Source organism: Pseudomonas abyssi (assembly GCF_002307495.1).
GTDB classification, from domain to species: Bacteria; Pseudomonadota; Gammaproteobacteria; order Pseudomonadales; family Pseudomonadaceae; genus Halopseudomonas; species Halopseudomonas abyssi.
Genome location: NZ_NTMR01000028.1, coordinates 18,951 through 40,079 on the forward strand (window position 1 = coordinate 18,951; position 21,129 = coordinate 40,079).

Sequence of the window (21,129 nt, forward strand, 5' to 3'; positions counted from 1 at the left end):
GCTACCTAGAATGTGAGATCAATATGCTTTTCAGGCGGCGCATAGTAATCCAGGCTCAAAACGCCCATGAAGTCAGGGCCGCTCTTGAGGATGATTTTCATCACTTCAGGGTAAGCATCAGACATAATTCCGAGATTCTGACTGATATCAATGGCTGGGCAGTTCGCTTCCCCTACGACGCTTGCCCATCTGCGGCCAACCAGCTGCGTGGGCTACTAGGGATGCCACTATCTGACATCGCACACAGCGTGAACCGGCAAACTGACGCCAAACTTCAATGCACGCACTTGCTGGACTTAGCTGGCCTTGCAATCGCTGCTGCAGCGGCCAACATAGAGCAGCGCCACTATGAGATTGCAGTTCCCCAACGATTATTGGGCGCAACCAGCCCCAGCCTGTGGCGCAATGGCGAGCTTTATCTTGCCTGGAAGACCCAAGGCACTCAGATAACCGCCCCCCGTCCATATGCCGGAATAGACCTCAACCACGGCATGGCTAGCTGGGCTATTCGAACGCTGTCAACTGAAGAGGCCGAAGCGGCGCTGATCCTCCGTCGCTGTACCACCATCTCTCGCGGAAGAGAGTACGATCTTGATGCCAATGAACACGCAGCAGAAACCGGTTTATGTTACGCGCAGCAACCGATAAGGGCTAAACATGCGCGAAGGATGGTTGGCTCAACGCTCGACTTTGGTTCTCAACAAGAGCTCTTATGCGCAACAGATCAGGCTTGGCTTAACGGTGATAATGCCAGCTAAACCCTTCCAACTAACCATCAATCCGGTCAAGAGTAGGCTGAACATTAGGCCGACAAGCCGAAGTGCAGCACTGAAAACCCCACCAACATCGAACAACTAGACAAAAAAGCCCGCCAAATGGCAGGCTTTTTCCCGCATGGCATTTGATTGCTGACCACAACCAAAGCCCAACTCTTACTACAAAAACACTGCGAGGTTTGCTGTGCCCAGTACTGATTGGTCCAGGATCGCCTCTCGTTTTGCGAGCTTGAATCCGCCATCCGCCTGCTTACGCAGAACATCTCTTCGTTCGAAGCTGATGATGTCAACATGGTGCTCACTAAAGCGACTGCGTGTCATCAGCACATAGCTCGTCACGTCCAGCTCGTCGGGATTTTCAGTTTCACGAACCAGGACGTTGGTGACTAGGCGTCGAGTGCGCGACGGCGGGTCTTCGGCCCATGCGCTCTTGCCGGACAGGCGCAAGATACGCCCCATCACAGAGCGATAGTCATCGTGAAAATGCTGAACGCTGCGTACAAAACTCTGTGCGTGATCAACACCCAGTCGAGTGTGACGCAGTGGCGCGGTATACACGAGGTCAGTCGCCAGCCGATCCCCCCACTCGTTCAAGCGTAACTGGTCCAGAAGTGCGGCCTCCTCATACAAGAAAGTCACAACGGCACTGTACTCAGCTGAACCAACGGGCACGTAAGATCCCTGACTGATATCTAGGCTCTTTTCTTCAGCATGCTGCATAAGAGACTCCTATTTTTATTGATATGGAGAAGGTTATTCCGCGTTCATCAATTCGTTCCAGTACAACCACCAATGCCACTGGGTGTCGTCTTTGGTGAAACCTTCGTTCACAATGCCCGGCCCTGGCCAGCCTTCCGGGGCGCCTGTTTCAAACATCGCTTGATACTTCAGCGTCATATGCTTGCCCATTGCACCTTTCGCGGCGAGCGTCATGTGCGGCCAGGTGTCAGAGTCGTCTTGCTCTACCATGCCGGAAGTGCCAAACAGCTGAATTGTCTGTTTCAACATTTTTTCCCGCAGCTCTGTCGGTGCATCCTTCTCGGCAAAAATCCAGTTGCAGAATTCAAGCTTATTTGGTCCGCGCGGAATGTAGGTATGCATCGTCATGGATCCCACTACAGAACCATCAGGCTGTGGGATGTAGACGAAACCGAACAGAATGTTAGGGAACATACCGCCGACCTGGGGTGGCATAGAGGTCAGAACCTTCAACTGATCTTCGGACAAATTGTTGGCAAGCTGATCAATCATATCCTGAGTCATGCCTGCCGGAGGCAGCGCTTTGAGCTTCTCCTGAACACTAAGCTCATCCGGATTTAGACCCGTTAGACGGCGGATCTTGCGAGCGAGATCAATACAACGCAATGCGTGACCATGGGGAGAACTTACTTCGACCCCGATCATTTCCGGGCTCAGGTCTGCGCCCTCACCCTCATCCTCACCCTTCTTTGAGTAGTTACCTACCTCACCCAGCCAACGATGCAATGTCAGCGTATGAAAACCATCTGCCGCTGACTGCTCGCCTGCGGTCTTCCAGTTTGCATTGACAATGAACCGTTGCGGTGGCCCGAGCACTTCCATGCCTTTGTCGCTTCTCAGGAAGAGCATGTCGTAATACCACTTGGCATCACCAAGAAACTCCTCAAAAGAAGGGCCCTCGATGTTCCAAGTAGCAAATATCAAGCCGCCGTACAGAACCGAACGCGCCTTTTTCAGACCTAGTTCAGACTTTTCAAGTAGCTTCCCGTGCATGCACTCACGCTCTACTGGTGAGCCGACAAAGTCACCATTGGTACGGAAGGCCCAGCCGTGATAAATGCACTTGTGGATTTGGGTATTACCGCAGTCGGTCAGAGCTACACGCATGCCACGGTGGGGGCAAACGTTCAACGTCACGTGAACCTCACCAGCCTTGTCACGCGCAACGATAACTGAGTCGGATCCCATATCTCGAACGATAAAGTCACCAGAGTTAGGAATCTCGGATTCGTGGCCCAGCATGACCCACGTCTTGCCGAAGATCTTCTCCATCTCCAGCTCATAGATCTCTGGATCGGACAGTACGCGCATCTGAACTTCACGCGTATCAGGATAAATCAGGTCGGATATCTTAGTGCCATCAGAAAGCACTGCGCTTGTTTTTGTTAGCATGCTCGCCTCCAGGGTATTTGAAATGATGCTGGCCGCAGTCGGGAAAAATATAAACAAATTTTTAATAAATGTACATAAAATGTAAGGACAATTATGTATCTCGGGGTTTCAGCCACTCCCATACGCCCTGAGTGATCACTTTTGTCCGACCTGTGTACGTAATACACCAATACCGTCCACCTCAAGCTCCACCACATCCCCTCGCTTGAGATAGCGCAGCTGTTCCAAACCACAACCATTACCCACAGTCCCTGACCCCAGGAATTCCCCTGGATACAAGGTTTCCGACTGCGACACATGAGCAATTACATCTTCGAACTGCCAGCGCATATCTCTCGTGTTACCTCGCCCCCACTCCTCGCCATTCACCCTGGCAATCATATTCAGATCGTAGGGATCACCAAGCTCATCGGCCGTCACCAGGCACGGCCCCATCACATTCGCAGTATCGAAATCCTTGCCCTTCGCCGGCCCCAACATCCCGCCCATCTCGCGACCTTGGGCGTCGCGCGCGCTGAGGTCGTTAAAAATGGTGTAACCGAAGATGAAGCTCCGCGCCTGATCACGCGTTATGTCTTTGCCTCGCTTGCCCATGTAGCAACCGAACTCCAGCTCAAAATCCAAAAGCTTGCTGTACGATGGCCACTGAAACTCATCGTCCATACCCGCTACCGCGAAGCGGTTGCACTTGTAGTAAATGGGTTGACGGTTGAAGGTTTTAAGGACGGAGTCATCTGCGCTGGTATCCATCTCACGCAGTGCCGCTTCCGGGTCAGCTGCCCGCATCGCACGACCCTTTCTGGCAGCGGCAAAACACTGCTGCAGGTGCAGCTCAAAGCAGGAAAAGTCGCGCATCTGGGGAGGGGGCTGGATTGGCGCTCGCAGACGTACTTGATCCCGCGCAACAACCGCAGAAGCAGGCGCTTTAGCCACTACACTGCGTGCCAACTCAAGGCCGGCCTCACCCGACTCCGCCAAACTCAAGACACTCTGCAACGCTGGCGAGGCACCACCTTTGCATTCACGATGCGCCGCTTGAAGATCAAGTACCACCTGATCGCTGTCGAGCAATGCACCTGGCAGTTCCAGGCCCTCACTATTCACGAAGGTAACCAATCTCATGGTAGCTTTCCTTTTATTGTTGTCTGGAAACTAGACCTTGCCGGTCACAGGGAGGCAGGCACCGGTAATGACTGCCGCTTGATCCGAAAGGAGAAACCCAATAACTGCAGCTAGAGAACTTGGAGCTACCCAACTTGAGAAATCCTCATCAGGCATATCAGCTCTATTAGCGGGGGTATCAATAATGCTCGGCATAACCGCGTTCACCGTAACGCTGCGCGCCTTCAACTCTTCAGCTAGAGACTCGGTGAATCGAGACACACCAGCCTTGGCAGCAGCGTATGCTGAAACCCCCAAACCTGCCTTACCGGCAGCGACCGCACTGATGCTGACCACCCGACCATCAGCCGATGTAAGCAAGTGGGGAAGCGCTGCGTGCGTCGCAGTAACGGTCGTTCGGACGTTCATCTGATACATCCGATCCCAGGTTTCCAGAGCACCGGTTTCAAAGGGTTCCCAAGCAAAACCACCAGCGACGTTGACCAGCGAGTCTATTTGGCCAAACGCACTCGACACCTGGGCCATAGCATCCCCCGCGGACACCGGGTCGGTCAGGTCTACACCTCCCAGCGGAAGAAAGTCTTCACTCGCCTGGATATCTACAGGGACAGCGCTCAAGTCTAAGGCAGCCACTCGGGCACCCTGCTCTAGAAGGTAGACTGCAAGAGCCCTGCCCAAGATGCCGAACCCCCCGGTAATCACGACCGAGCGGCCTTTTAATAGGTGCGCCATGCTCCAGCTCTCCTCTTATTAATTGTTATTGGTGGCCTAATTGGCGGCCCCCTAGAAAATTAGAACACTTTTTTTATATATGTACAAATGATACGCTTCGCTACATCGCCGTAATTACTTAGGAACCAACCGAGATGCACAGGAAGCTGCCCGCACTGACCGCAGACAATCGCGCTTTCTGGCAAGGAGGGGAGCAGGACCGCCTGTTTATGCATTGGTGCGAAGACTGCACCAGCTACTTTCACCCTCCCGGGCCTGTCTGTCCAAAATGCGCAAGCCTTTCAGTCCGCCCTAAAGAAGTGTCCGGGAAGGCGACAGTCGTAAGTTTTACGATCAATTACCAACCCTGGACTCCAAACCTAGCCGCGCCCTTTGCGATAGCGATTGTCGAACTGCCCGAACAGCCCGGGCTGCGTTTTCTCAGCAACGTTGAAGAACCTGTTGAGCAGATTTATATCGGCATGCCGCTGAGAGTTGTTTTCGAGCAGCAAGATGATGTATGGATTCCGCTCTTTATTAAGGACTAAGTATGTCGACCAGACTCTATGAGAAAGAGGTCGCGATCACCGGGATCGGCCAATCGGAGGTGGGGCGCCCTTCCCAACTGTCGGGAATGCGCCTGACAGTGGATGCTTGCCTGCAGGCCATAGCTGATGCAGGCCTTGAGCGGGGCGATATCGACGGTATCGCCTGCTGGCCGGGTGACAACAACAATGGCGACAGCTTCTCACCCGTCGGCCCCATCGCCCTAAAGAACGCGTTAGGCTTGGAAGTAAACTGGTTTGGTGGCGGCTACGAAGGGCCCGGACCACTTGCCGGCGTCATCAACGGGGCGATGGCCATTACGAGCGGCCTTTGCAAACACGTGTTGGTATTTCGAACCATCACCGAGTCATCCTCGCGCCTCATAAATAAACAGGCTTCGGCGCTCACCAACAAGACTGCTGGACGCGACAGCAGCTTTGCCTGGCAGTGGTATACCCCCTTCAACGTCCTATCTGCAGTGAACTTGATGGCGATATATGCCCAGCGCCATTTCCATGAGTACGGAACTAAGCCGGAGCAGCTTGCACAGATAGCATTGACCTGTCGCAAGCATGCGCAGCTGAATCCAAAAGCGGTTTATCGCTCGCCCATGAGCATGGACGACTACATGCAATCAAGGATGATTTCATCGCCCTTACGCATGTTTGACTGCGACGTACACTGTGACGCTTCCACTGCAATTATTCTGTCTCACAAGGACGCTGCCCGGGATACAAAAAACCCTCCCATTCGAATCGAGGCAATAGGTGCCGCGCTGAACCAGCCTTGGTCATGGGACCAAATATCACTCACTGAGGGCGCAGCATTCGATGTGAGTAAAATGATGTGGAGCCGCACAGACCTAAAACCCAAGGACGTGAAGTCTGCACAGCTTTATGACGGCTTCTCCATTTTGACCATGATCTGGCTTGAAGCTCTTGGACTATGCCCACGAGGAGAAAGTGGTAACTTCATCGAGGGGGGGCAACGGATTTCGCTGACCGGCCAGCTGCCGCTCAATACTAACGGCGGCCAACTCTCAGGAGGGCGTACCCACGGGCTCGGCTACTTGCATGAGGCCTGTCTGCAATTATGGGGAAAGGCGGGAGAGCGACAGATTGCAGACCATCAGGTCGCAGTCACTGCCGCCGGCGGTGGCCCGCTCGGTGGCAGCCTACTGCTGGTAAAAGAGTGACTCATGAAAGCCTAGAAAAGGACAGACTCCAGTTCACTACACAGGCCTCCCAACATGCTGCCAAGTTCGGCAATACCGGCCTCATCACGCTGCCCACGGAACATCACCGCCGAAACAGTAAACTCGATACTATTACTCGGCGAAAATACTGGAGCTGCGACTGCAAGGATACCTATAGAGAAATAGCCATCATCCAGCGCCCAGCCGCGTTGCGAGGCATCGCTGACCTGCTTTTTGTAATCGTCGTAAGACAACGGAGCTCCCCAGCGAATTTTCTCGAAAATTTCCCGCGAGCTCTCGGACTCCAGATCTAGCTGCGAGGCGAAAAGTCTTCCGCTCGCCCCCATCATTATGGGCAGGCGCTGCCCCTCACTCATATCGATTCGCACGTCCGTCGGGCAGGCCGCGGAGCTGACAATAACGATGCGATCATTACCGATACGTCGCCAGAGCGTTACCGTTACGCGGACCTTGGCAGCAAAGCTTTCAAGCAACGGCTTGGCCAACTGAATCTTCTGACCTTGAGTAACAAACTGCTCCACGAGCCTAGCCAAACCCAGCCCAGCAGAATATCGCTTGGACATAGCATTGAACTCAACCATATCTTCCGCCGCCAACGTGCGCAGAATATTGAAACAGGTGCTTGGGTTGATATCCAGCTGCCGCGCAATGTCCACCGCGCGCTCAGGCCTACCCGCCTGACTCAAGAGCCGCAATATACGTATGGCATTAACAACGGGTTTAACGGTTACCGGGGCATTTCCATGAGCGACGTCTGCTGGCATCTGATCATATTCCCTGAGCTAACTAAATTATGGGCCGCACTCTATGCGGTCCAACAATTTATTCTATATCAAGAATATGTTTTTTGAATACGCCTTTAACTGGAAAACTTTGCCCAGAATCAAGCCAAGTCACTTATCCGAAGTGTCCTGCGCACTCTGGGAGATATAGCGCCGGGTCGACACCACTCCCGGATCAATATAACCGCTCAGCCCGAGCTCAATCTGCCGATCTGCCTGCGTCACTCGTTCGCGTTGACGAAGATAGTCCAACCAGGATTCGACAATGAAACGCTCCACATAGCGATCCGGATCAGCCAAGTCGCGATACAGGCGCCAGTTTCTGGCACCGTTACGGCGGCGTGACTTACCAACCGCGTAGGCGATACGGAGGAAGTCAGCACGCATCGAAGGGACCGCACGGTAGACAGTCTCTACTGAAACCGGACCATCCGAATGCGCCACCGCGGTTGCGACCATCACCTTGTCCGCCTGCGCAATGACTCGATAGTCCGCTTCACTGCCCAACACGAAGACACCCCGTCGGGTTACCCACAGCCCTGCTAGCATCGCGACGGAGGAAACCAGTAGGCTCATCTGCAGGCCGGCAACCTCCGCGACAACACCCCACAAGAAGCCGCCAAGTGCCATCGCCCCCATATACATCAACAGGTAAACGGAGGCCACCCGCGCGCGCACCCAATCGGCAGCACAAGTCTGGACGATCGTTGAGGCTGTAGCATTCACTGCCATCCAGGCCATACCTGCCGCCACCAAAACTGGCCATACCGCCCAAACCGATTCCAGCAGTGCTGCTCCAGCCGTAGCTAACGCAAAAAACGCCACCCCGCCAGCTATCAGTTTACGCAGCGTAAAGTCACGATAAAGCCGCGGCAAATTGAGCGCAGCCAAAACAGCGCCCAAACCCAACGCGCCCATCAACAAGCCGTATCCATCGGCCGCCATTGAGAGGCGCTCCTTCGCTATTAACGGCAAGAGAGCCCAAAGCGAACTAGCACAACTGGTGAATACGAATACCTGGGTGAGCGAGCTGGTCAACTCTCGCGAGTGGCGTATATATCGCAGGCCACTGCGCATTCCGCCGAACAAGGTCTCCGGAGGCAAGGTGACAACCGGTTGCTGCTCCTGCCAGCGCAGCAAAAAGAGCGTAACACCGAAGAAACACAAGGCAATAACGAAAAACACAGCCGACTGCCCAACCGCCGCAATCAACAGCCCTGCAATCGCAGGCCCTACCGCCCTGGCCACATTGGTTGACACCGCATTCAAGGCGACCGCAGAGGGAACCACATCGCGGGGAATCAGGGTTAAAGTTGCAGCCATCCAAGCCGGCATATTAAGGGCGCTGCCAATGCCGAGCAGAAAGGTCAAACCAAGTAGCGCCCAAGGCGTCAAATACCCTGACACCATAAGAGCAAATAGACTGAAAGCCGCAAATAGCATCAATGACTGAGTAAAAAGGAGCCATCGACGCCGATCAACAAGATCTGCAATCACCCCTCCTGGCAAGCCGCACAAAAAAACCGGTAAGGTAATTGCGGTCTGCACTAGAGAGACCATCCAGGCGCTATCCGATAAGCCCGCCATGATCCAGGCAGCCCCCACCGTCTGCATCCAGATTGCGAGATTGGTTACCGCCCCTGCAGTCCAGAAGGGCCGAAACCTTGCTAGCGTCAGCGGATACCAGGGAGACTTCCGATTGATCAAACCACCCCCTCAGGACGCAGCACGACATTTACAAACACGCGATTTTTTTCACCCACGATCTGAGGGGAACCCCAAGCGACCCCGACGCCTGGACGCCGCTAATTGCCTGCGTGGACCGACCTGGTTTATTAGCGTGCCTATACCCTGAATCGTTGCCTCGATTCGGTCTCCCGGTTGAAGAAAAATACCCGACTCCAGACCTACCCCATGGGTAGAGCCGGTAAAAACAACATCTCCCGCACGCAGCTTCACACGGGCATCCAGGTAGTTCAGAATCTCGGCCAGGGAAAAGATCATCTCTCTTGTGTTGTCCTGCTGCCGGACTTCACCATTTACTGAGAGCTGCATGTCCAGTTCCGGCTGCCTATCCCCACCAGCCTCGGCTCTCAAGGTTAACCAGGGTCCGAGAGGTGTTGTCTGATCCAGCGCTTTTTGAGTAAAAAGATCTAGTCTCCCCAGCGCCCTGCCAGCGTCTCGCGCACTCACATCATTGCCAATGGTGTAACCCAATAGACATGACACCGCGTTTGCTTCATCCTCAAGCGGTCTACCCACTACCGCGACCAGTTCTATTTCGTAGTCAAGCTCTTGTGTCACCGCGGGATAAAGAATTTCACCCAGATGCGGGACCAGTGCGGACTCGGGTTTGATATAAGACAGCGGATGATTTGGCTCAGAGCTACCAAGTCGCTCAAGATGCGTCCGGTAATTCAGGCCTACGCCAAAAACGCGAGCTCCTGATTCAGCAGGCGCCAAAAGCGTATAGCGTCCTGGTTGAACAGGCATCTCATCCACCGCGGGCGCTCTGGCTTGGCACCGCGTCAGCTTCTCAGCCCACTCGGTAAAACATCCAAGTATCCACCAAGCCTGTCCTGTCTCAAGGTCGAGTGAGGCCCAGCCGGTACGCCCGTACAGGTCTTGAATACGAGCGAGATGCAAGCGGCTTAGCCTTTCTTCTTGCTAAAAGCCGGATCACGAACCTCTTCAGGTGTTTTGACACTTGGCCCAAGTATCGGGCCTACAATTTCATGCCCCCAAACACTCATCACCTCAGGATTTAGCTCAAAGCCATCATCGTGCCACGGCTCAATCTCGCCTATGCACTCAAAAGCAAAACCAGAGGGCGTGAAGTGGTAGAAAGATACATGGGGATCTTGCGCATGTTGCCCCAGCGTCATCATCATTGGCAGCTCACGCTTTTTGACGAGATCGTAGGTTTCACCTACATCCCTGATACTGCTTACGAATAAACCAATGTGCTGTATTCCCATACGGCCCGGCGCGTGACCATACGCAATGTCATGGCTGGTGTAAGTGTTCAGTTTGGAGCGGAAAAAGCCCGTGCGCCCCTTACCTGCGCCAGATCCGTACCAATGAAAGCCCATGATATTGATAAGAAAGTGCTCCAACTCATCAGAGTACTCAGGGGCCATTAACACGACATGACCCAACCCCCGATGGTTGGCGAGGAATCCACCATGTCGCCGACCAGGCACAAAGGAGTCCGGCGTCCACTTTTGTCCATAGAATAATTCGTGCTGAAACCCGACTGGATCAAAAAATCGAATTAACTCTTTGACGCCGCGCATTTCACACAGCGCCTGATCGCCAACTTCAAAATCGACCCCTTCCTCACGGAAACGCGCCAAGGCTTGCTTGTACTCCATACGACCTTTCGCTTCCCAGCCGATATAGGCCAGACGGTCCACATCACCTGGGTGAAAGGCAAAGCGATGACGCCGGTCATCTATACGGAAATAAACCGAATCGGGATCGCCATCAGGATTTTTGCTCATCCCGAACCCCATCACTGACGGACCATAGTCACGCCATGCATCCAAGTCCGTAGCTTCAAAGCCCAGATAGCCAATGCCAATAATATCCATGCTCTTTACCTCATGTTTTGTGTCGGCAGCGATCGTAATGGTTATCGCATAGCGCGATTGACTGATCAGATTGCCAGCAAACCACCGTCAATAACGATATCTGACCCGGTGATGAAGGATGCTTCTTCCGAGGCAATAAACAGAGCCATTGCGACAACCTCTTCCGGCTCACCAGGGCGATCCATCAGCACACCATCAAGCAGTGCGGCTCTGGCCTGAGGGTTTTCCATGAAAGCCGCCGTTCCCGGGGTGGCAATAAATCCAGGGCTGAGACAGACGGCTCGAATCCCCAAGGGCGCACCTTCCACAGCGATCTGACGAGTGAAAGACACCACTGCACCCTTAGCCGCAGAATGGGCGGAGATACCCGCCACTTTAGATCCTCCCCAGGCCGCGGTTGAAGACACGTTGATAATCACGCCTTTCTGCTTGGCCAAGTGGTTCCATGCATACTTGGTTGCATAGAAAATAAGGTCGACCTCGTTGCGGATGGTGAAATGCCAGTCTTCTATACTCATGTCCTGCACTGGAGCGAAACGCGCTGCCGAAGCGTTGTTGTATAGGACGTCGATCTTGCCGTGAGCGGCAACCGCACTTTCCACCCAACCGCGCACTTGCTCGTGGTCGCCCAGATCGATTGGCGCACTGCCATGCAGTGAATAACCCTCCGCTTCCATCAATTGAGCGGTCTTGGCGTGCTCCTCACTGTTTGTGTCACAACCGACGACGATAGCGCCTTCACGTGCAAACCTCAGCGCAGCTACCCGGCCCTGCCCGCCGCCAGTACCGCTGATCAATACGACCTTACCTTCAAAGCGTTTCATAATGCTTGACTCCATGGTATTCAGGTGAGCGGTTGTTAGCTCTGGATTTCTTCCAACCAGATTGCCTCGGCAGGACAAGCTTCTGCGCCTTCTCGGGCCGCCTCTTCCAACTCCGGCGGGACTTTGTCGTCGTCGAAGTAAACCAACCCATCACCGTCCAATTTGTATACTTCCGGGCAAATGGAAGCACACAAACCATAGCCACAGCAGCGGCCACGATCCGCTACAGCGCGAAAAATAACCTTATCTGAACTCATATTTTTTCCTCTTGTCAGGCTCAGCGAAGACAAATAATGAACAAATTTTTCTCTTTTGTAAATTTTTGAGTTTTACCATTAGTAAAAAAGCCTAAAATATCGCTTAACCTTCGCAAAATAACTAAAATTAATCCTTTATTTTCAGACAGATACAGCCAAACCCGTTGAATAGCCGAACCATGAAATTAATGTGCAACTTTTACCGCGCACTCTCTACCCAGACCAAACAACTGGTTTTTTCGGCCTTCAGGTTCTGAAGTGCCTCACTGATAGAGCAAGTTCTTCTGCGATCACACGCAGCGAAGCAACAGAAGCGGAGACCTGGTGCGAAATCTGGTCCCCCTCCTCAGCCATCTTCGCGATACGCTCAATACCCAGGGAAATGTCCTTGCTACCCTCATTCTGGACCTGCACCGCAGCGGCAATCTCACTGACGCCGGTGCTCGAGGCACCCACCAGTCGCGTGGCTTCCAGCAGCACCTTTTCCAGCTCTTCTAGTAACTCCTGACTGCTATCAAGGGCAGAAGCACCCTCGCCCAGAACCACACTAACGCTGGCAGACTGCCCTTCCAGTGCCCCCGTCAGCTCATTAATCGAGTTGGCCGCGACCGCAGAGCGCTGGGCTAGATTCCTTACTTCATCGGCCACCACGCTGAATCCACGACCGCTCTCCCCTGCACGCGCCGCCTCTATCGCCGCATTGAGCGCCAGCAAATTCGTTTGTGCCGAAAGCTCCTTGACCCGGTTGATACTGTCAGTAATGGCGGTGGTGCTGGCGACAAAGTCCCCTACCGAGGCCGTAATCGCATGGAATGCTTGCCTGACTCGCAGAATCTCATCAAGCAACCGATTGAGTGCGGACCGCCCCTCTTCCGCACCTTTCAAACTATCCGCTGCTGAATTGCGCAAACCTTCCGCGTGGGAGGAAATAGATTCGATGCCCTGGCTCATCTGCTCGACGGTGGAGGATGCTTGAACGGCGGCACTGGCCTGTTCATTCGCACCAACGGCGACATGGTTGGAAGTAACCACCAACTCCTCTGCCGAGGCTCCCACAGAGTCGGCAACACGCTTAACCTGCTCTACAGCCGTCTGCAAACTGGTAATCAGCGCATTGAAAGCCACCGCTGTCTGTGCGATTTCATCACGTCCTATCACTTCCACTCTATGAGTCAGATCGCCATCCTTGAGCTTCACCGCCGCTCGCTCTATGGCTTTGATCGAGCGCAGCAGCTGATAGCGCATCAACAACCCAACCAGCAGAGCCAAGACAATGGCAATAACAACGGCGATCGCAAGCGCCCTGGTCACCGATGCAGCTGTCATGTTTGCTGTAGCAAAAGCCTGCGCAGACAACTCTTCCTGGAGTACAAGCATGCGAGAAAGCAGGCCTTGCAGACGGGTATAATCCGCACGCACATAACCCAACAATGAGGGCGCCTGGTAAGGTGACGTCAACGCCGCTTCAGCCAGATCGTCGACTCCTTGCGCAAAGACCTTGGCCTGCTCTCCCATGGTTTGGTAAAGCGTCTGCTCTTCTTCACTAAAAGCCGCACTGTCAGCCATGCCACGCTCGATTCCAGTACTCATGTCATGAACACTGGCTCGCATATCCTCTACATAAAACTGCATTTCCTCCTGCGACGCGCTGCCTTCGGTCTGGATCAACTGAACCACCGCCGCGTAGGAACCCACCATAGCCGCCTGAGAAGCCGCCGCGATGTCTAGTGCGCGCTGGTACTGGTGGAAGCGAACCTCTTCGACCTCACGCAGCACTCCCTGCTGACGGGCGACACCGTCGTACGCAATCGCAGAGACAGCAATGAGTAAAACCACAATGAGGGCAGGAGCAAAAAGGAGCTTGGCACCCATGGAAAAGCTACTGAGCCATCGCATACAACGTTTTCCTTTAGTCACTTATTGTTTTTGTGTTCAAATCTTACAATGATCGGATAGACACAGCAGACTAGATCAAATATTCTGACATCAGCAACACATTCTTTATGCAGAACAGAAACTCAGAATTTTCTTAAGCAGCACTCATAAAAACAATGAAAGGCCGTCCCATGCATGCACCCAACAGCGAAGCAGCGATTGATCTAGCGGAGTTCCGCAGCGGATGGCGAGTCTTGATTCTTTCGTTAATCGGCATCGCCATCAGTATCAATGCGTCTCTTCTATACGGCTTCGGCACCCTGGTCATCCCTCTTCAAGAAGCCTTTGGCTGGGAGCGTGGAGCAATGCAAGCGGCTATTACGTTCTTGTTCGGCGGCGCGGTTATATCGCTGCAATTGGTCGGCTGGTTCAACCTCCGTTTCGGCATGAAGCGCGTTACCATTATCTCGCTTGTAGCCATTGCTTTCGGGTACCTGGCGACCACACAGATCGGCGGCTCTGTTTGGACTCTCTATCTAGCCTTCGCACTACTCCCCTTGTTGGGCATGGGCTGTCTCGCGGTCACCTGGACCCAGCTCTTGAACATGTGGTTCGACAAGAATCGCGGTCTCGCGCTCGCCATCGGACTTTCAGGTACCGGCCTCACTGCTGCTGTGGTTCCACCTTTAATGTCCTGGGGTATTGGCTTATGGGACTGGCGCGCAGCCTTCGTCATTCTCGCCCTGCTGAACTTGGCGGTGCTGTTACCGATAACGCTTTTTTGGTTTTCTCTGCCGCAAGGCTTGAAGGTAAGCGCAGAAGAAAAGGCGGGCCGTCTGGATACGAATCAATTGCCGGGCCTGACATTTGCTGAAGGTTTGGCATCTAGAAAGTTCTGGATCTGCAATCTCGCGTTGAGCCTAGTTATATCTGCCATCGTCGGATTGGTTACCAGCACTGTTCCCATGCTTCGTGACAAGGGTATTTCGGCAGAGAACGCCGGCCTGATATTTGGCTGCTTTGGCGTATCACTGACGGCCGGCCGGATACTTATCGGGTATCTGCTGGACCGTGTATGGCCGCCGCTGGTATCCGCCATCAGCCTATCCATGCCAGCCGTTGGCTGCCTACTGTTTCTCGGCGAAAGCAATGACTTTTGGCTGATGGCATTTGCCGCTGTACTAGTGGGTTTCGGTGCAGGTGCCGAGTTTGATATCGCCGCATTTCTAGTCGCCCGTTATTTCGGCATGAAGGAGTACGGGCGCCTGTTTGGCGTTCATCAAGGGCTGAATACCGTCGCCGCAGCACTAGCGCCCTTGCTATTTGCAGCATTCCTGAGCGCAACAGGCTCCTACTCATCGATGCTGATTTACAGCGTAGCTTGTACTGTCCTCGGCCCCTTATTAATTCTCACACTGGGTCGCGCACCCACCTTCAGGACTACCGGGGCTTTTTCCCGATAACTGCAAAAAAATAACAGGAGAGCACTCATGCCCACCATCACGCTCATTGAACACAATGGTACAGAGCATCAAGTAAACGCTGAGATAGGACAGTCTGTTATGCAGGCGGCGCTGGCTGCCATGGTTCCCGGTATTCAAGGCGACTGCGGCGGTGCCTGCAGTTGCGCTACTTGCCATGCGTTTGTGGATGATGCTTGGCTATCGGGCATGCCAGAGCTACAGGAGTCAGAGTCGGACATGCTTGAGTACGCAAGCGAGCGTCAGGCAAATAGCCGACTCACCTGCCAACTGACGGTGAGCGCCAATATGGAAGGGATGATCCTGCGGCTCCCAGAATCTCAATACTGAGCAGCGAGAGCAAACATGTCGATTTCTTCAGTAGTGATTGTCGGCGCAGGCCAGGCCGGCTTTCAGGTCGCAGCTTCTCTGCGACAAGGCGGGTACACCGGAGCCATCACTCTTATAGGCGATGAACCCGGCCTGCCTTACCAGCGCCCGCCACTATCAAAAGCCTACCTGCTGGGCAAGATAAAGGCGGACAATCTGGCATTTCGCCCGGCCACCTTTTTCAGCGAGCAGAATATCGAGCTGTTGCATACGCGTGCGGTCGAGATAGACCGCCAGAACCAAAATGTGGTGCTGGCCAATGGCAACAGCGTTGATTACGATCATTTGATTCTTGCCACGGGCGGTCACAACAGGTTGTTATCCATCCCCGGGGATGATGTTGAGGGGGTGTATGGAATAAAAACCCTGGCTGATGCCGATGCGCTCTCCCCCCGAATGAGCGCGGCGAGTAACGTAGTTGTAGTGGGCTGCGGATTTATCGGACTGGAGTTTGCCGCTGTCGCTGCGGCATTGGGAAAATCAGTCCAACTGGTTGACCGCGGAGACCGCCTCATGGCGCGCGCAATCTCCCATGAAATGTCGGCATTGTTCCTCAATGCGCACCAAAGCTGGGGGGTAAAATTTCACTTCAATCAAGGCGTCAGCCGAATAACCCATGCCAACGGAAAAGTAACCGGCGTGGTGAAGGAGAACGGCGAAGAGTTGCCGGCTGACCTTGTGGTGTATGGCATCGGCATCATCCCGAACATCACCTTGGCAGCCGAGGCTGGCCTTGAGATTGACAATGGTATTAAGGTCGATGCCAACCTCTTAACCAACGATCCCCATATTTCCGCTATTGGCGATGTGGCATGCTTCCCGTGCATACACAACAACGGCGAACACACCCGCATAGAATCCGTGCCCAACGCTATGGATCAGGCCCGGAGCGTTGCAGCAAGACTGCTCGGGAAACCGTCGCCGTTCATCGCCACGCCTTGGTTCTGGACCGATCAGGGGAATCTCAAGCTGCAGATCGTTGGCTTGTCTACCGGCTTCGACACCACCGTCACGTTAGGCGACCCGAGTTCGCAACAGTTTTCCGTGCTCTGCTTCCGCAAGGATCACCTGATTGCGGTTGAGTCCTGCAACCGGCCAAGTGATCACATGGCCGGGAAGAAACTGCTTTCTCGTCCAGCCGAACTCACCATCAGTGAGGCCAGCACCCCGGGCTTCGATCTCAAAGCCTGGGAAATAGCACACCGTACATAACAAGTTGATCGTGTAGCCCCCGATAGTCTGCTGGGCTTGAGGGGGCTTTTTTAACGTCCCCCACCAGCTGTCTCGCTAGCAAAAAACAATACCCACTCTTGAAACCGACACGGCGCCTGACTGAACGCCGCTTGCACGTGTCATTCGATAGGACTCTCCGCTATGACGCTTCCTGAGAAGGTACCGCTGCTCCCCGGCTGGCTATTTTTACTCGCCATGCTGACGGCCCTTTCGCCGCTCTCCGTCGACCTTTACTTGCCAGCCTTCCCGGTAATTGCGAGCCAACTGCAAGTCAGCTCGTCGGAGGTGCAAATCACCTTGGCCGTATTTCTTCTGGGAATGGCATTTGGGCAGTTGCTCTACGGCCCGCTCAGCGACCTCTACGGCCGCAAGCCACCGCTCTATGCAGGGTTAACCTTATTCTTCATCGCATCAATTGGCTGTGCCTTCGCAGCGGATCTGACAACGCTGACCGCCGCACGCTTTTGCCAGGCGCTGGGCGGGGGAGCTGGCGTAGTCATCAGCAGGGCTGTCATCCGCGACCGAACCTCCACTGTACAGGCCGCGAGAGCCTTTTCGATGCTAATGTTGATGTTGGGCCTCGGGCCTATTCTGGCACCGCTTGCAGGCGGAGCTTTGCTGCTGGCAGTCGGCTGGCGCGGTATTTTCATGACGCTGGCTGCCTGTGGACTGGCGCTGCTGCTGGGTGTCCATTTTTGCATGCGGGAAACCTCACCGAGTCTCGGCAACGGCAGCAAGCCGAAACTACGTTCCGCATTCAATCAATACCTGAGCCTGGCCTGTGACTGGAAGTTTATGCGGTTTGTCCTGGTAGGTGCGTTACCTTTTGGCGGGATGTTCGCGTATGTATCCGGATCCCCCAAGATCATCATCGACCTCTATGGTATCCAACCTAACCACTTTGGCTGGTTCTTCGGCCTCAACGCTTTTGGCATGATTGTTGGCTCACAACTGAACGCGAAACTGGTCGCTCGCTACGGCCCTGCCACTTTGCTCAAATATGTGCTTCTTGCGCCAGCAATCGCAACCCTAATGGCGACGCTGTCCACTTGGGCAGGCACTATCAACCTGTCGCAGCTTATGCTGTGCTTTTTTATCTACATGACCTCCATGGGCCTGTTGACACCCAACGCGGTAGCCTTGGCAATGGCAAGTCAGGGCCACCGCGCCGGCTCTGCCTCATCAGTCATTGGGTTCATACAGTTCTTGTTCGGCACTTTGGCCGTGGGCATCGTCAGCCTGTGGATGAGCCCAAGTGCATTGCCGGTTATCACTGTAATGCTTGGCCTCAGCGCCGCCAGTTTGCTATTGCATCGTATCAGCCAGCCAAACGCGCCCGGTCAAATCACCGAGCAATTTGGCAAAAGTTGAAGCCTCGCCAAAGCGTGAGTATGGCCCACAAAAAACCGCTGCCAGGGCAGCGGTTTTTTGTGGCTCAGTAGAGCAGGCACTATTGTTTTATAAAATAACGCACGCTCACTGTATCTTCCTCGAACCGGTACAGCTCAATCGTCTCAATTGAGCCACTGCCGTCCCGCATCACATTACGATGGTGACAGGCGGCTTCATTCGAGCCGAGAATACTCACCTCTACCTCCACCGAAAAGCGGCTATTTTGCTGGTCCCACATAGCTTCAAGTACAGGCCAGCCATCCGCCGCCGGGCGCCCGACGTACTCAATGCTCAAGCCCTTTGGGGCAACCTGCCGATAATGCTCGAAGAAGCCTTCACGGTTACCTGAATTCCAACAGGCGATTTGGCCGTGTAAAAAGGCGTCTATGTCTTTTTGGTTTAAGCCTGGCATCACATTCCGCTCCTGTTTTTGCCCTCGAACAGTCGGGCGATTGAGACTGTCATAGATCCGCACCGCGCACGTTACGCGCTGAGCCATTACGGCGATCGGACTCTCCCCACGCCAGCCAGTGGTCTGGTTCGCGTGTATCCCCTACTCTGCGCCAGCGACCTTCCTGCTGGGCTGTAATCGGAAAGCCGCCAACAAAGTCCGCCATTTCACCCTTTTCGTCCGGCAGAAACTCCCACTCTTCGCTGCCGTCCAAAACAATTCGCGCATTGTCCAGGAAGTAACTACCGTCCTTATGCACTGCCAAGCCCTCGATATCGGTGGTAGTACGCACCTCGCCTTTTTCATTGTTTAAGATGGCGTAACCAAGGTTGTCATGGCCGACCATGAAAGATCCCGAGTCGAATGTACCGTCCTTGTATACCGTGGCAAAAGACCACCAGATGACGTGCATTTTGTTGTTTACCACCAAGTCTTTCTTGAAATGTATGGCTCCACCTTCTGCCATATACACTTGGTCCAGTGCCATCAGGCCTTTCACTTTCCGCCCTTCGCACACGCCGGAAAGGCTCCACAGTTGCGAGACATAAAACGTGCCCCACTCAACACCAGGCAAATACCATTGCATACCGCAGCCAACCGGCTTCCCCTGCAGCTCATACAGCCCCTCTTCCACCCACTTGATATGCTCAGCAGAGGCTTCCAGTAACCAGGGGTTGCCCTCTTCTCCGGGTAGGCTGGTCCAGCGCACCGTATCCCCATCCAGTTTCTGCGTTGGCATTGGCGTCAACGCCTGCTTTGCCATTCGCTCGGTATCCATACGAATATGCTGGCCGTCAATCCGCGTAGACTGATAAAAAAACCGCGTCGGGTTGGGCGTACCTGTAGGGGCCATTACCGAGCGAACAAATGAGTAGATGTGCCCTTCATCATCACGTACAGAGCCAAAAGGCATGCTCTTGCTCAGCAACAGGCCGAAGAATGAGCGCGTTTCATTCAACGCCGGCCCAGTGGTTTTGCATGGGCCAACTAGCTGCTGGTAAACAAAGTCGCCACGCTCGGGGATGTTTTTGTAAGATTTCATACTGGTATTCCTCCGCTAAGGTTGCATCAATCCCAAATCACATGAATGGATTTCGCACCTCGCAGTTGAGCCCCTGCGATGACAGGCGCAGGCATACTTGGGTCCAATCGGATGTTTGGAAACAGATCCAGAATTGCGTTGATCGCGCAATTGATTTCGACCTTGGCAACAAACTGACCGATGCACATGTGCGCCCCCCAGCCGAAGCCGAAGGAAGGCTTCACCTTTCGATCAATATCAAACTGATCTGCGTTGTCGAAGACATCTTCGTCTCGGTTGGCGGATATCACCATGCACTGAACCAAGCCCCCCTTGGGAACCAGAACGCCACCCACCTCGACGTCTCTCGAAGCCTGACGAACCTTGAAAGTTGCTACAGGCTCATAACGCACAGTTTCGTCGATCAACTTGCCAATCAAACCCCGATCTCTTTTCACTCGTTCCAGCAGCTCTGGCCGCTCAAGCAACAGTGTCATGATCGAACTGAAGGTGCGTGTGGTTGTTTCTCCAGCGGCGGGTAACAAAGAGCGCACGAAGGTAGTTACCTCATGGTTATCCAGCGCACGGCCTTCATATTCAGCGTTGATCATTCGACTGATCAAGTCATCGCCCTTTGCGCCAGCAGCCCGTTTTGTCACCACAATTTCCATTATCGCGTCATACAGGTTCTTAACCGCTTTACCGGCAAAGGCACCATAGATACGCGCTTTCTCCGGATCGATCTGGTTGGCGGCCACCAGCGCGAGAGCCCAAGTAGCGTATTGTTTGAATTTATCTGGGTCGTCGCTTGGAAAGCCCATCAGCGCGTACATCTCACGGATGGGGAAATACAACCCGAAATCCATCAGGTTGGCTTTCTTGTCTGCCTGCATTGGCTGCAGAAACTCTTCCCGAATCACCCTGTCGATTTCCGGTCGCCACTTGTTGACCGTTTCCGGCATGAACACTGGCTGCAACAGGGCCCGTGTACGACGATGCTGTTCACCGTCCATGGCTAACACAATCAAACCGTCGAAGAACGCGCCCAGCCCTTCGGCAATAAAACCGTTGGTGAAGGTTTCTGCGTCGCGCAGCACCGCCATCACGTCTTTGTGCTTGAACAGCGTGACAACGCATTTGGCCGCCTTGGCACCAGCATTGGTTGGCACACCCAGGTAACTATCTACGAAGTCGCCACGCATAACTGGGTCGTTAATCCGCTTATCCCTGCACAGCCCGTGGATATCGACTGCTGAGCCAAGATAGGTATCTGAAACCGCGTGATAAGCCTGCTCGATATCAAGCTCGTTCATTTCCGCTGACATTAGT

General features: G+C 54.0%; 21 protein-coding genes. 7 read left to right on the forward strand and 14 right to left on the reverse strand.

The features are described 5' to 3' along the window. Positions 1-23: 23 nt before the first annotated feature. Positions 24-758, forward strand: coding sequence for a DUF2889 domain-containing protein (locus tag CNQ84_RS17675; protein ID WP_096006150.1), 735 nt, complete (start codon positions 24-26; stop codon positions 756-758). A 177-nt stretch (positions 759-935) separates the two neighbouring features. Here the strand turns inward: CNQ84_RS17675 and CNQ84_RS17680 are convergent, their stop codons facing one another. The 4 genes from CNQ84_RS17680 to CNQ84_RS17695 all read right to left on the reverse strand — a co-directional run bounded on the left by CNQ84_RS17680 (position 936) and on the right by CNQ84_RS17695 (position 4,781). Beyond that, entirely contained in the window at positions 936-1,496 is a 561-nt protein-coding gene (locus CNQ84_RS17680; protein ID WP_096006151.1) for an aromatic-ring-hydroxylating dioxygenase subunit beta, read from the reverse strand. 33 nt (positions 1,497-1,529) lie between these two features. Further along, positions 1,530-2,927 (reverse strand): aromatic ring-hydroxylating dioxygenase subunit alpha, encoded by a 1,398-nt coding sequence (locus tag CNQ84_RS17685; RefSeq protein ID WP_096006152.1) that lies wholly within the window; start codon positions 2,925-2,927, stop codon positions 1,530-1,532. Between the two features lie 135 nt (positions 2,928-3,062). Continuing rightward, positions 3,063-4,049, reverse strand: a complete 987-nt coding sequence (locus CNQ84_RS17690; RefSeq protein WP_096006153.1) for a fumarylacetoacetate hydrolase family protein — start codon at positions 4,047-4,049, stop codon at positions 3,063-3,065. Between the two features lie 30 nt (positions 4,050-4,079). Then, on the reverse strand, positions 4,080-4,781 hold the full coding sequence (locus CNQ84_RS17695) for an SDR family NAD(P)-dependent oxidoreductase (protein ID WP_096006154.1): 702 nt from the start codon (positions 4,779-4,781) through the stop codon (positions 4,080-4,082). Positions 4,782-4,915: 134 nt separating this feature from the next. Between CNQ84_RS17695 and CNQ84_RS17700 the strand changes: the two genes are divergently transcribed. Further along, positions 4,916-5,308 carry a Zn-ribbon domain-containing OB-fold protein gene (locus tag CNQ84_RS17700; protein WP_096006155.1) on the forward strand — a complete coding sequence of 131 codons (393 nt, stop codon included), beginning with the start codon at positions 4,916-4,918 and terminating at the stop codon, positions 5,306-5,308. A 2-nt stretch (positions 5,309-5,310) separates the two neighbouring features. After that, complete coding sequence (locus CNQ84_RS17705; RefSeq protein WP_096006156.1) at positions 5,311-6,501, forward strand: thiolase family protein; 1,191 nt, start codon at positions 5,311-5,313, stop codon at positions 6,499-6,501. 11 nt (positions 6,502-6,512) lie between these two features. Here the strand turns inward: CNQ84_RS17705 and CNQ84_RS17710 are convergent, their stop codons facing one another. The 7 genes from CNQ84_RS17710 to CNQ84_RS17740 form a co-directional block, all read right to left on the reverse strand. Next, positions 6,513-7,286, reverse strand: coding sequence for an IclR family transcriptional regulator (locus CNQ84_RS17710; RefSeq protein ID WP_096006157.1), 774 nt, complete (start codon positions 7,284-7,286; stop codon positions 6,513-6,515). A gap of 129 nt (positions 7,287-7,415) precedes the next feature. Continuing rightward, positions 7,416-9,011 carry an MFS transporter gene (locus tag CNQ84_RS17715; RefSeq protein ID WP_228247548.1) on the reverse strand — a complete coding sequence of 532 codons (1,596 nt, stop codon included), beginning with the start codon at positions 9,009-9,011 and terminating at the stop codon, positions 7,416-7,418. A gap of 48 nt (positions 9,012-9,059) precedes the next feature. After that, a complete protein-coding gene (locus CNQ84_RS17720; protein WP_096006158.1) occupies positions 9,060-9,950 on the reverse strand; it encodes a fumarylacetoacetate hydrolase family protein in 891 nt (296 codons plus the stop codon). Positions 9,951-9,955: 5 nt separating this feature from the next. Beyond that, on the reverse strand, positions 9,956-10,897 hold the full coding sequence (locus tag CNQ84_RS17725) for a VOC family protein (protein ID WP_096006159.1): 942 nt from the start codon (positions 10,895-10,897) through the stop codon (positions 9,956-9,958). A 65-nt stretch (positions 10,898-10,962) separates the two neighbouring features. Further along, positions 10,963-11,721 (reverse strand): SDR family NAD(P)-dependent oxidoreductase, encoded by a 759-nt coding sequence (locus tag CNQ84_RS17730; protein WP_096006160.1) that lies wholly within the window; start codon positions 11,719-11,721, stop codon positions 10,963-10,965. Between the two features lie 35 nt (positions 11,722-11,756). Beyond that, entirely contained in the window at positions 11,757-11,978 is a 222-nt protein-coding gene (locus tag CNQ84_RS17735; protein ID WP_092287646.1) for a ferredoxin, read from the reverse strand. A 246-nt stretch (positions 11,979-12,224) separates the two neighbouring features. Then, positions 12,225-13,874 carry a methyl-accepting chemotaxis protein gene (locus tag CNQ84_RS17740; RefSeq protein ID WP_096006161.1) on the reverse strand — a complete coding sequence of 550 codons (1,650 nt, stop codon included), beginning with the start codon at positions 13,872-13,874 and terminating at the stop codon, positions 12,225-12,227. A 170-nt stretch (positions 13,875-14,044) separates the two neighbouring features. Between CNQ84_RS17740 and CNQ84_RS17745 the strand changes: the two genes are divergently transcribed. The 4 genes from CNQ84_RS17745 (at position 14,045) to CNQ84_RS17760 (ending at position 18,307) form a co-directional block, all read left to right on the forward strand. Next, a complete protein-coding gene (locus CNQ84_RS17745) occupies positions 14,045-15,316 on the forward strand; it encodes an MFS transporter (protein WP_096006162.1) in 1,272 nt (423 codons plus the stop codon). 27 nt (positions 15,317-15,343) lie between these two features. Beyond that, positions 15,344-15,664, forward strand: coding sequence for a 2Fe-2S iron-sulfur cluster-binding protein (locus tag CNQ84_RS17750; protein ID WP_092287643.1), 321 nt, complete (start codon positions 15,344-15,346; stop codon positions 15,662-15,664). 15 nt (positions 15,665-15,679) lie between these two features. Then, a complete protein-coding gene (locus CNQ84_RS17755) occupies positions 15,680-16,915 on the forward strand; it encodes an NAD(P)/FAD-dependent oxidoreductase (protein WP_096006163.1) in 1,236 nt (411 codons plus the stop codon). Between the two features lie 162 nt (positions 16,916-17,077). Then, complete coding sequence (locus CNQ84_RS17760; protein WP_096006164.1) at positions 17,078-18,307, forward strand: multidrug effflux MFS transporter; 1,230 nt, start codon at positions 17,078-17,080, stop codon at positions 18,305-18,307. Positions 18,308-18,386: 79 nt separating this feature from the next. On the opposite strand, the gene CNQ84_RS17765 is transcribed toward CNQ84_RS17760, so the two are convergent. From CNQ84_RS17765 to CNQ84_RS17775, 3 genes are read right to left on the reverse strand one after another with little or no spacing between them, the layout of a single operon-like run. Further along, complete coding sequence (locus CNQ84_RS17765) at positions 18,387-18,740, reverse strand: hypothetical protein (protein ID WP_096006165.1); 354 nt, start codon at positions 18,738-18,740, stop codon at positions 18,387-18,389. Positions 18,741-18,789: 49 nt separating this feature from the next. Beyond that, positions 18,790-19,821, reverse strand: coding sequence for a hypothetical protein (locus tag CNQ84_RS17770; protein WP_096006166.1), 1,032 nt, complete (start codon positions 19,819-19,821; stop codon positions 18,790-18,792). A 26-nt stretch (positions 19,822-19,847) separates the two neighbouring features. Continuing rightward, positions 19,848-21,125 (reverse strand): cytochrome P450, encoded by a 1,278-nt coding sequence (locus tag CNQ84_RS17775; RefSeq protein WP_096006167.1) that lies wholly within the window; start codon positions 21,123-21,125, stop codon positions 19,848-19,850. Positions 21,126-21,129 lie beyond the last annotated feature (4 nt).

What these genes read in the sequence shown, in the direction of transcription:
- CNQ84_RS17675 (WP_096006150.1), top strand. Translation starts at nt 24, where the DNA reads ATGCTTTTCAGGCGGCGCATAGTAATCCAGGCTCAAAACGCCCATGAA.
- CNQ84_RS17680 (WP_096006151.1), bottom strand. Translation starts at nt 1,496, where the DNA reads ATGCAGCATGCTGAAGAAAAGAGCCTAGATATCAGTCAGGGATCTTAC.
- CNQ84_RS17685 (WP_096006152.1), bottom strand. Translation starts at nt 2,927, where the DNA reads ATGCTAACAAAAACAAGCGCAGTGCTTTCTGATGGCACTAAGATATCC.
- CNQ84_RS17690 (WP_096006153.1), bottom strand. Translation starts at nt 4,049, where the DNA reads ATGAGATTGGTTACCTTCGTGAATAGTGAGGGCCTGGAACTGCCAGGT.
- CNQ84_RS17695 (WP_096006154.1), bottom strand. Translation starts at nt 4,781, where the DNA reads ATGGCGCACCTATTAAAAGGCCGCTCGGTCGTGATTACCGGGGGGTTC.
- CNQ84_RS17700 (WP_096006155.1), top strand. Translation starts at nt 4,916, where the DNA reads ATGCACAGGAAGCTGCCCGCACTGACCGCAGACAATCGCGCTTTCTGG.
- CNQ84_RS17705 (WP_096006156.1), top strand. Translation starts at nt 5,311, where the DNA reads ATGTCGACCAGACTCTATGAGAAAGAGGTCGCGATCACCGGGATCGGC.
- CNQ84_RS17710 (WP_096006157.1), bottom strand. Translation starts at nt 7,286, where the DNA reads ATGCCAGCAGACGTCGCTCATGGAAATGCCCCGGTAACCGTTAAACCC.
- CNQ84_RS17725 (WP_096006159.1), bottom strand. Translation starts at nt 10,897, where the DNA reads ATGGATATTATTGGCATTGGCTATCTGGGCTTTGAAGCTACGGACTTG.
- CNQ84_RS17730 (WP_096006160.1), bottom strand. Translation starts at nt 11,721, where the DNA reads ATGAAACGCTTTGAAGGTAAGGTCGTATTGATCAGCGGTACTGGCGGC.
- CNQ84_RS17735 (WP_092287646.1), bottom strand. Translation starts at nt 11,978, where the DNA reads ATGAGTTCAGATAAGGTTATTTTTCGCGCTGTAGCGGATCGTGGCCGC.
- CNQ84_RS17740 (WP_096006161.1), bottom strand. Translation starts at nt 13,874, where the DNA reads ATGCGATGGCTCAGTAGCTTTTCCATGGGTGCCAAGCTCCTTTTTGCT.
- CNQ84_RS17745 (WP_096006162.1), top strand. Translation starts at nt 14,045, where the DNA reads ATGCATGCACCCAACAGCGAAGCAGCGATTGATCTAGCGGAGTTCCGC.
- CNQ84_RS17750 (WP_092287643.1), top strand. Translation starts at nt 15,344, where the DNA reads ATGCCCACCATCACGCTCATTGAACACAATGGTACAGAGCATCAAGTA.
- CNQ84_RS17755 (WP_096006163.1), top strand. Translation starts at nt 15,680, where the DNA reads ATGTCGATTTCTTCAGTAGTGATTGTCGGCGCAGGCCAGGCCGGCTTT.
- CNQ84_RS17760 (WP_096006164.1), top strand. Translation starts at nt 17,078, where the DNA reads ATGACGCTTCCTGAGAAGGTACCGCTGCTCCCCGGCTGGCTATTTTTA.
- CNQ84_RS17765 (WP_096006165.1), bottom strand. Translation starts at nt 18,740, where the DNA reads ATGCCAGGCTTAAACCAAAAAGACATAGACGCCTTTTTACACGGCCAA.
- CNQ84_RS17770 (WP_096006166.1), bottom strand. Translation starts at nt 19,821, where the DNA reads ATGAAATCTTACAAAAACATCCCCGAGCGTGGCGACTTTGTTTACCAG.
- CNQ84_RS17775 (WP_096006167.1), bottom strand. Translation starts at nt 21,125, where the DNA reads ATGTCAGCGGAAATGAACGAGCTTGATATCGAGCAGGCTTATCACGCG.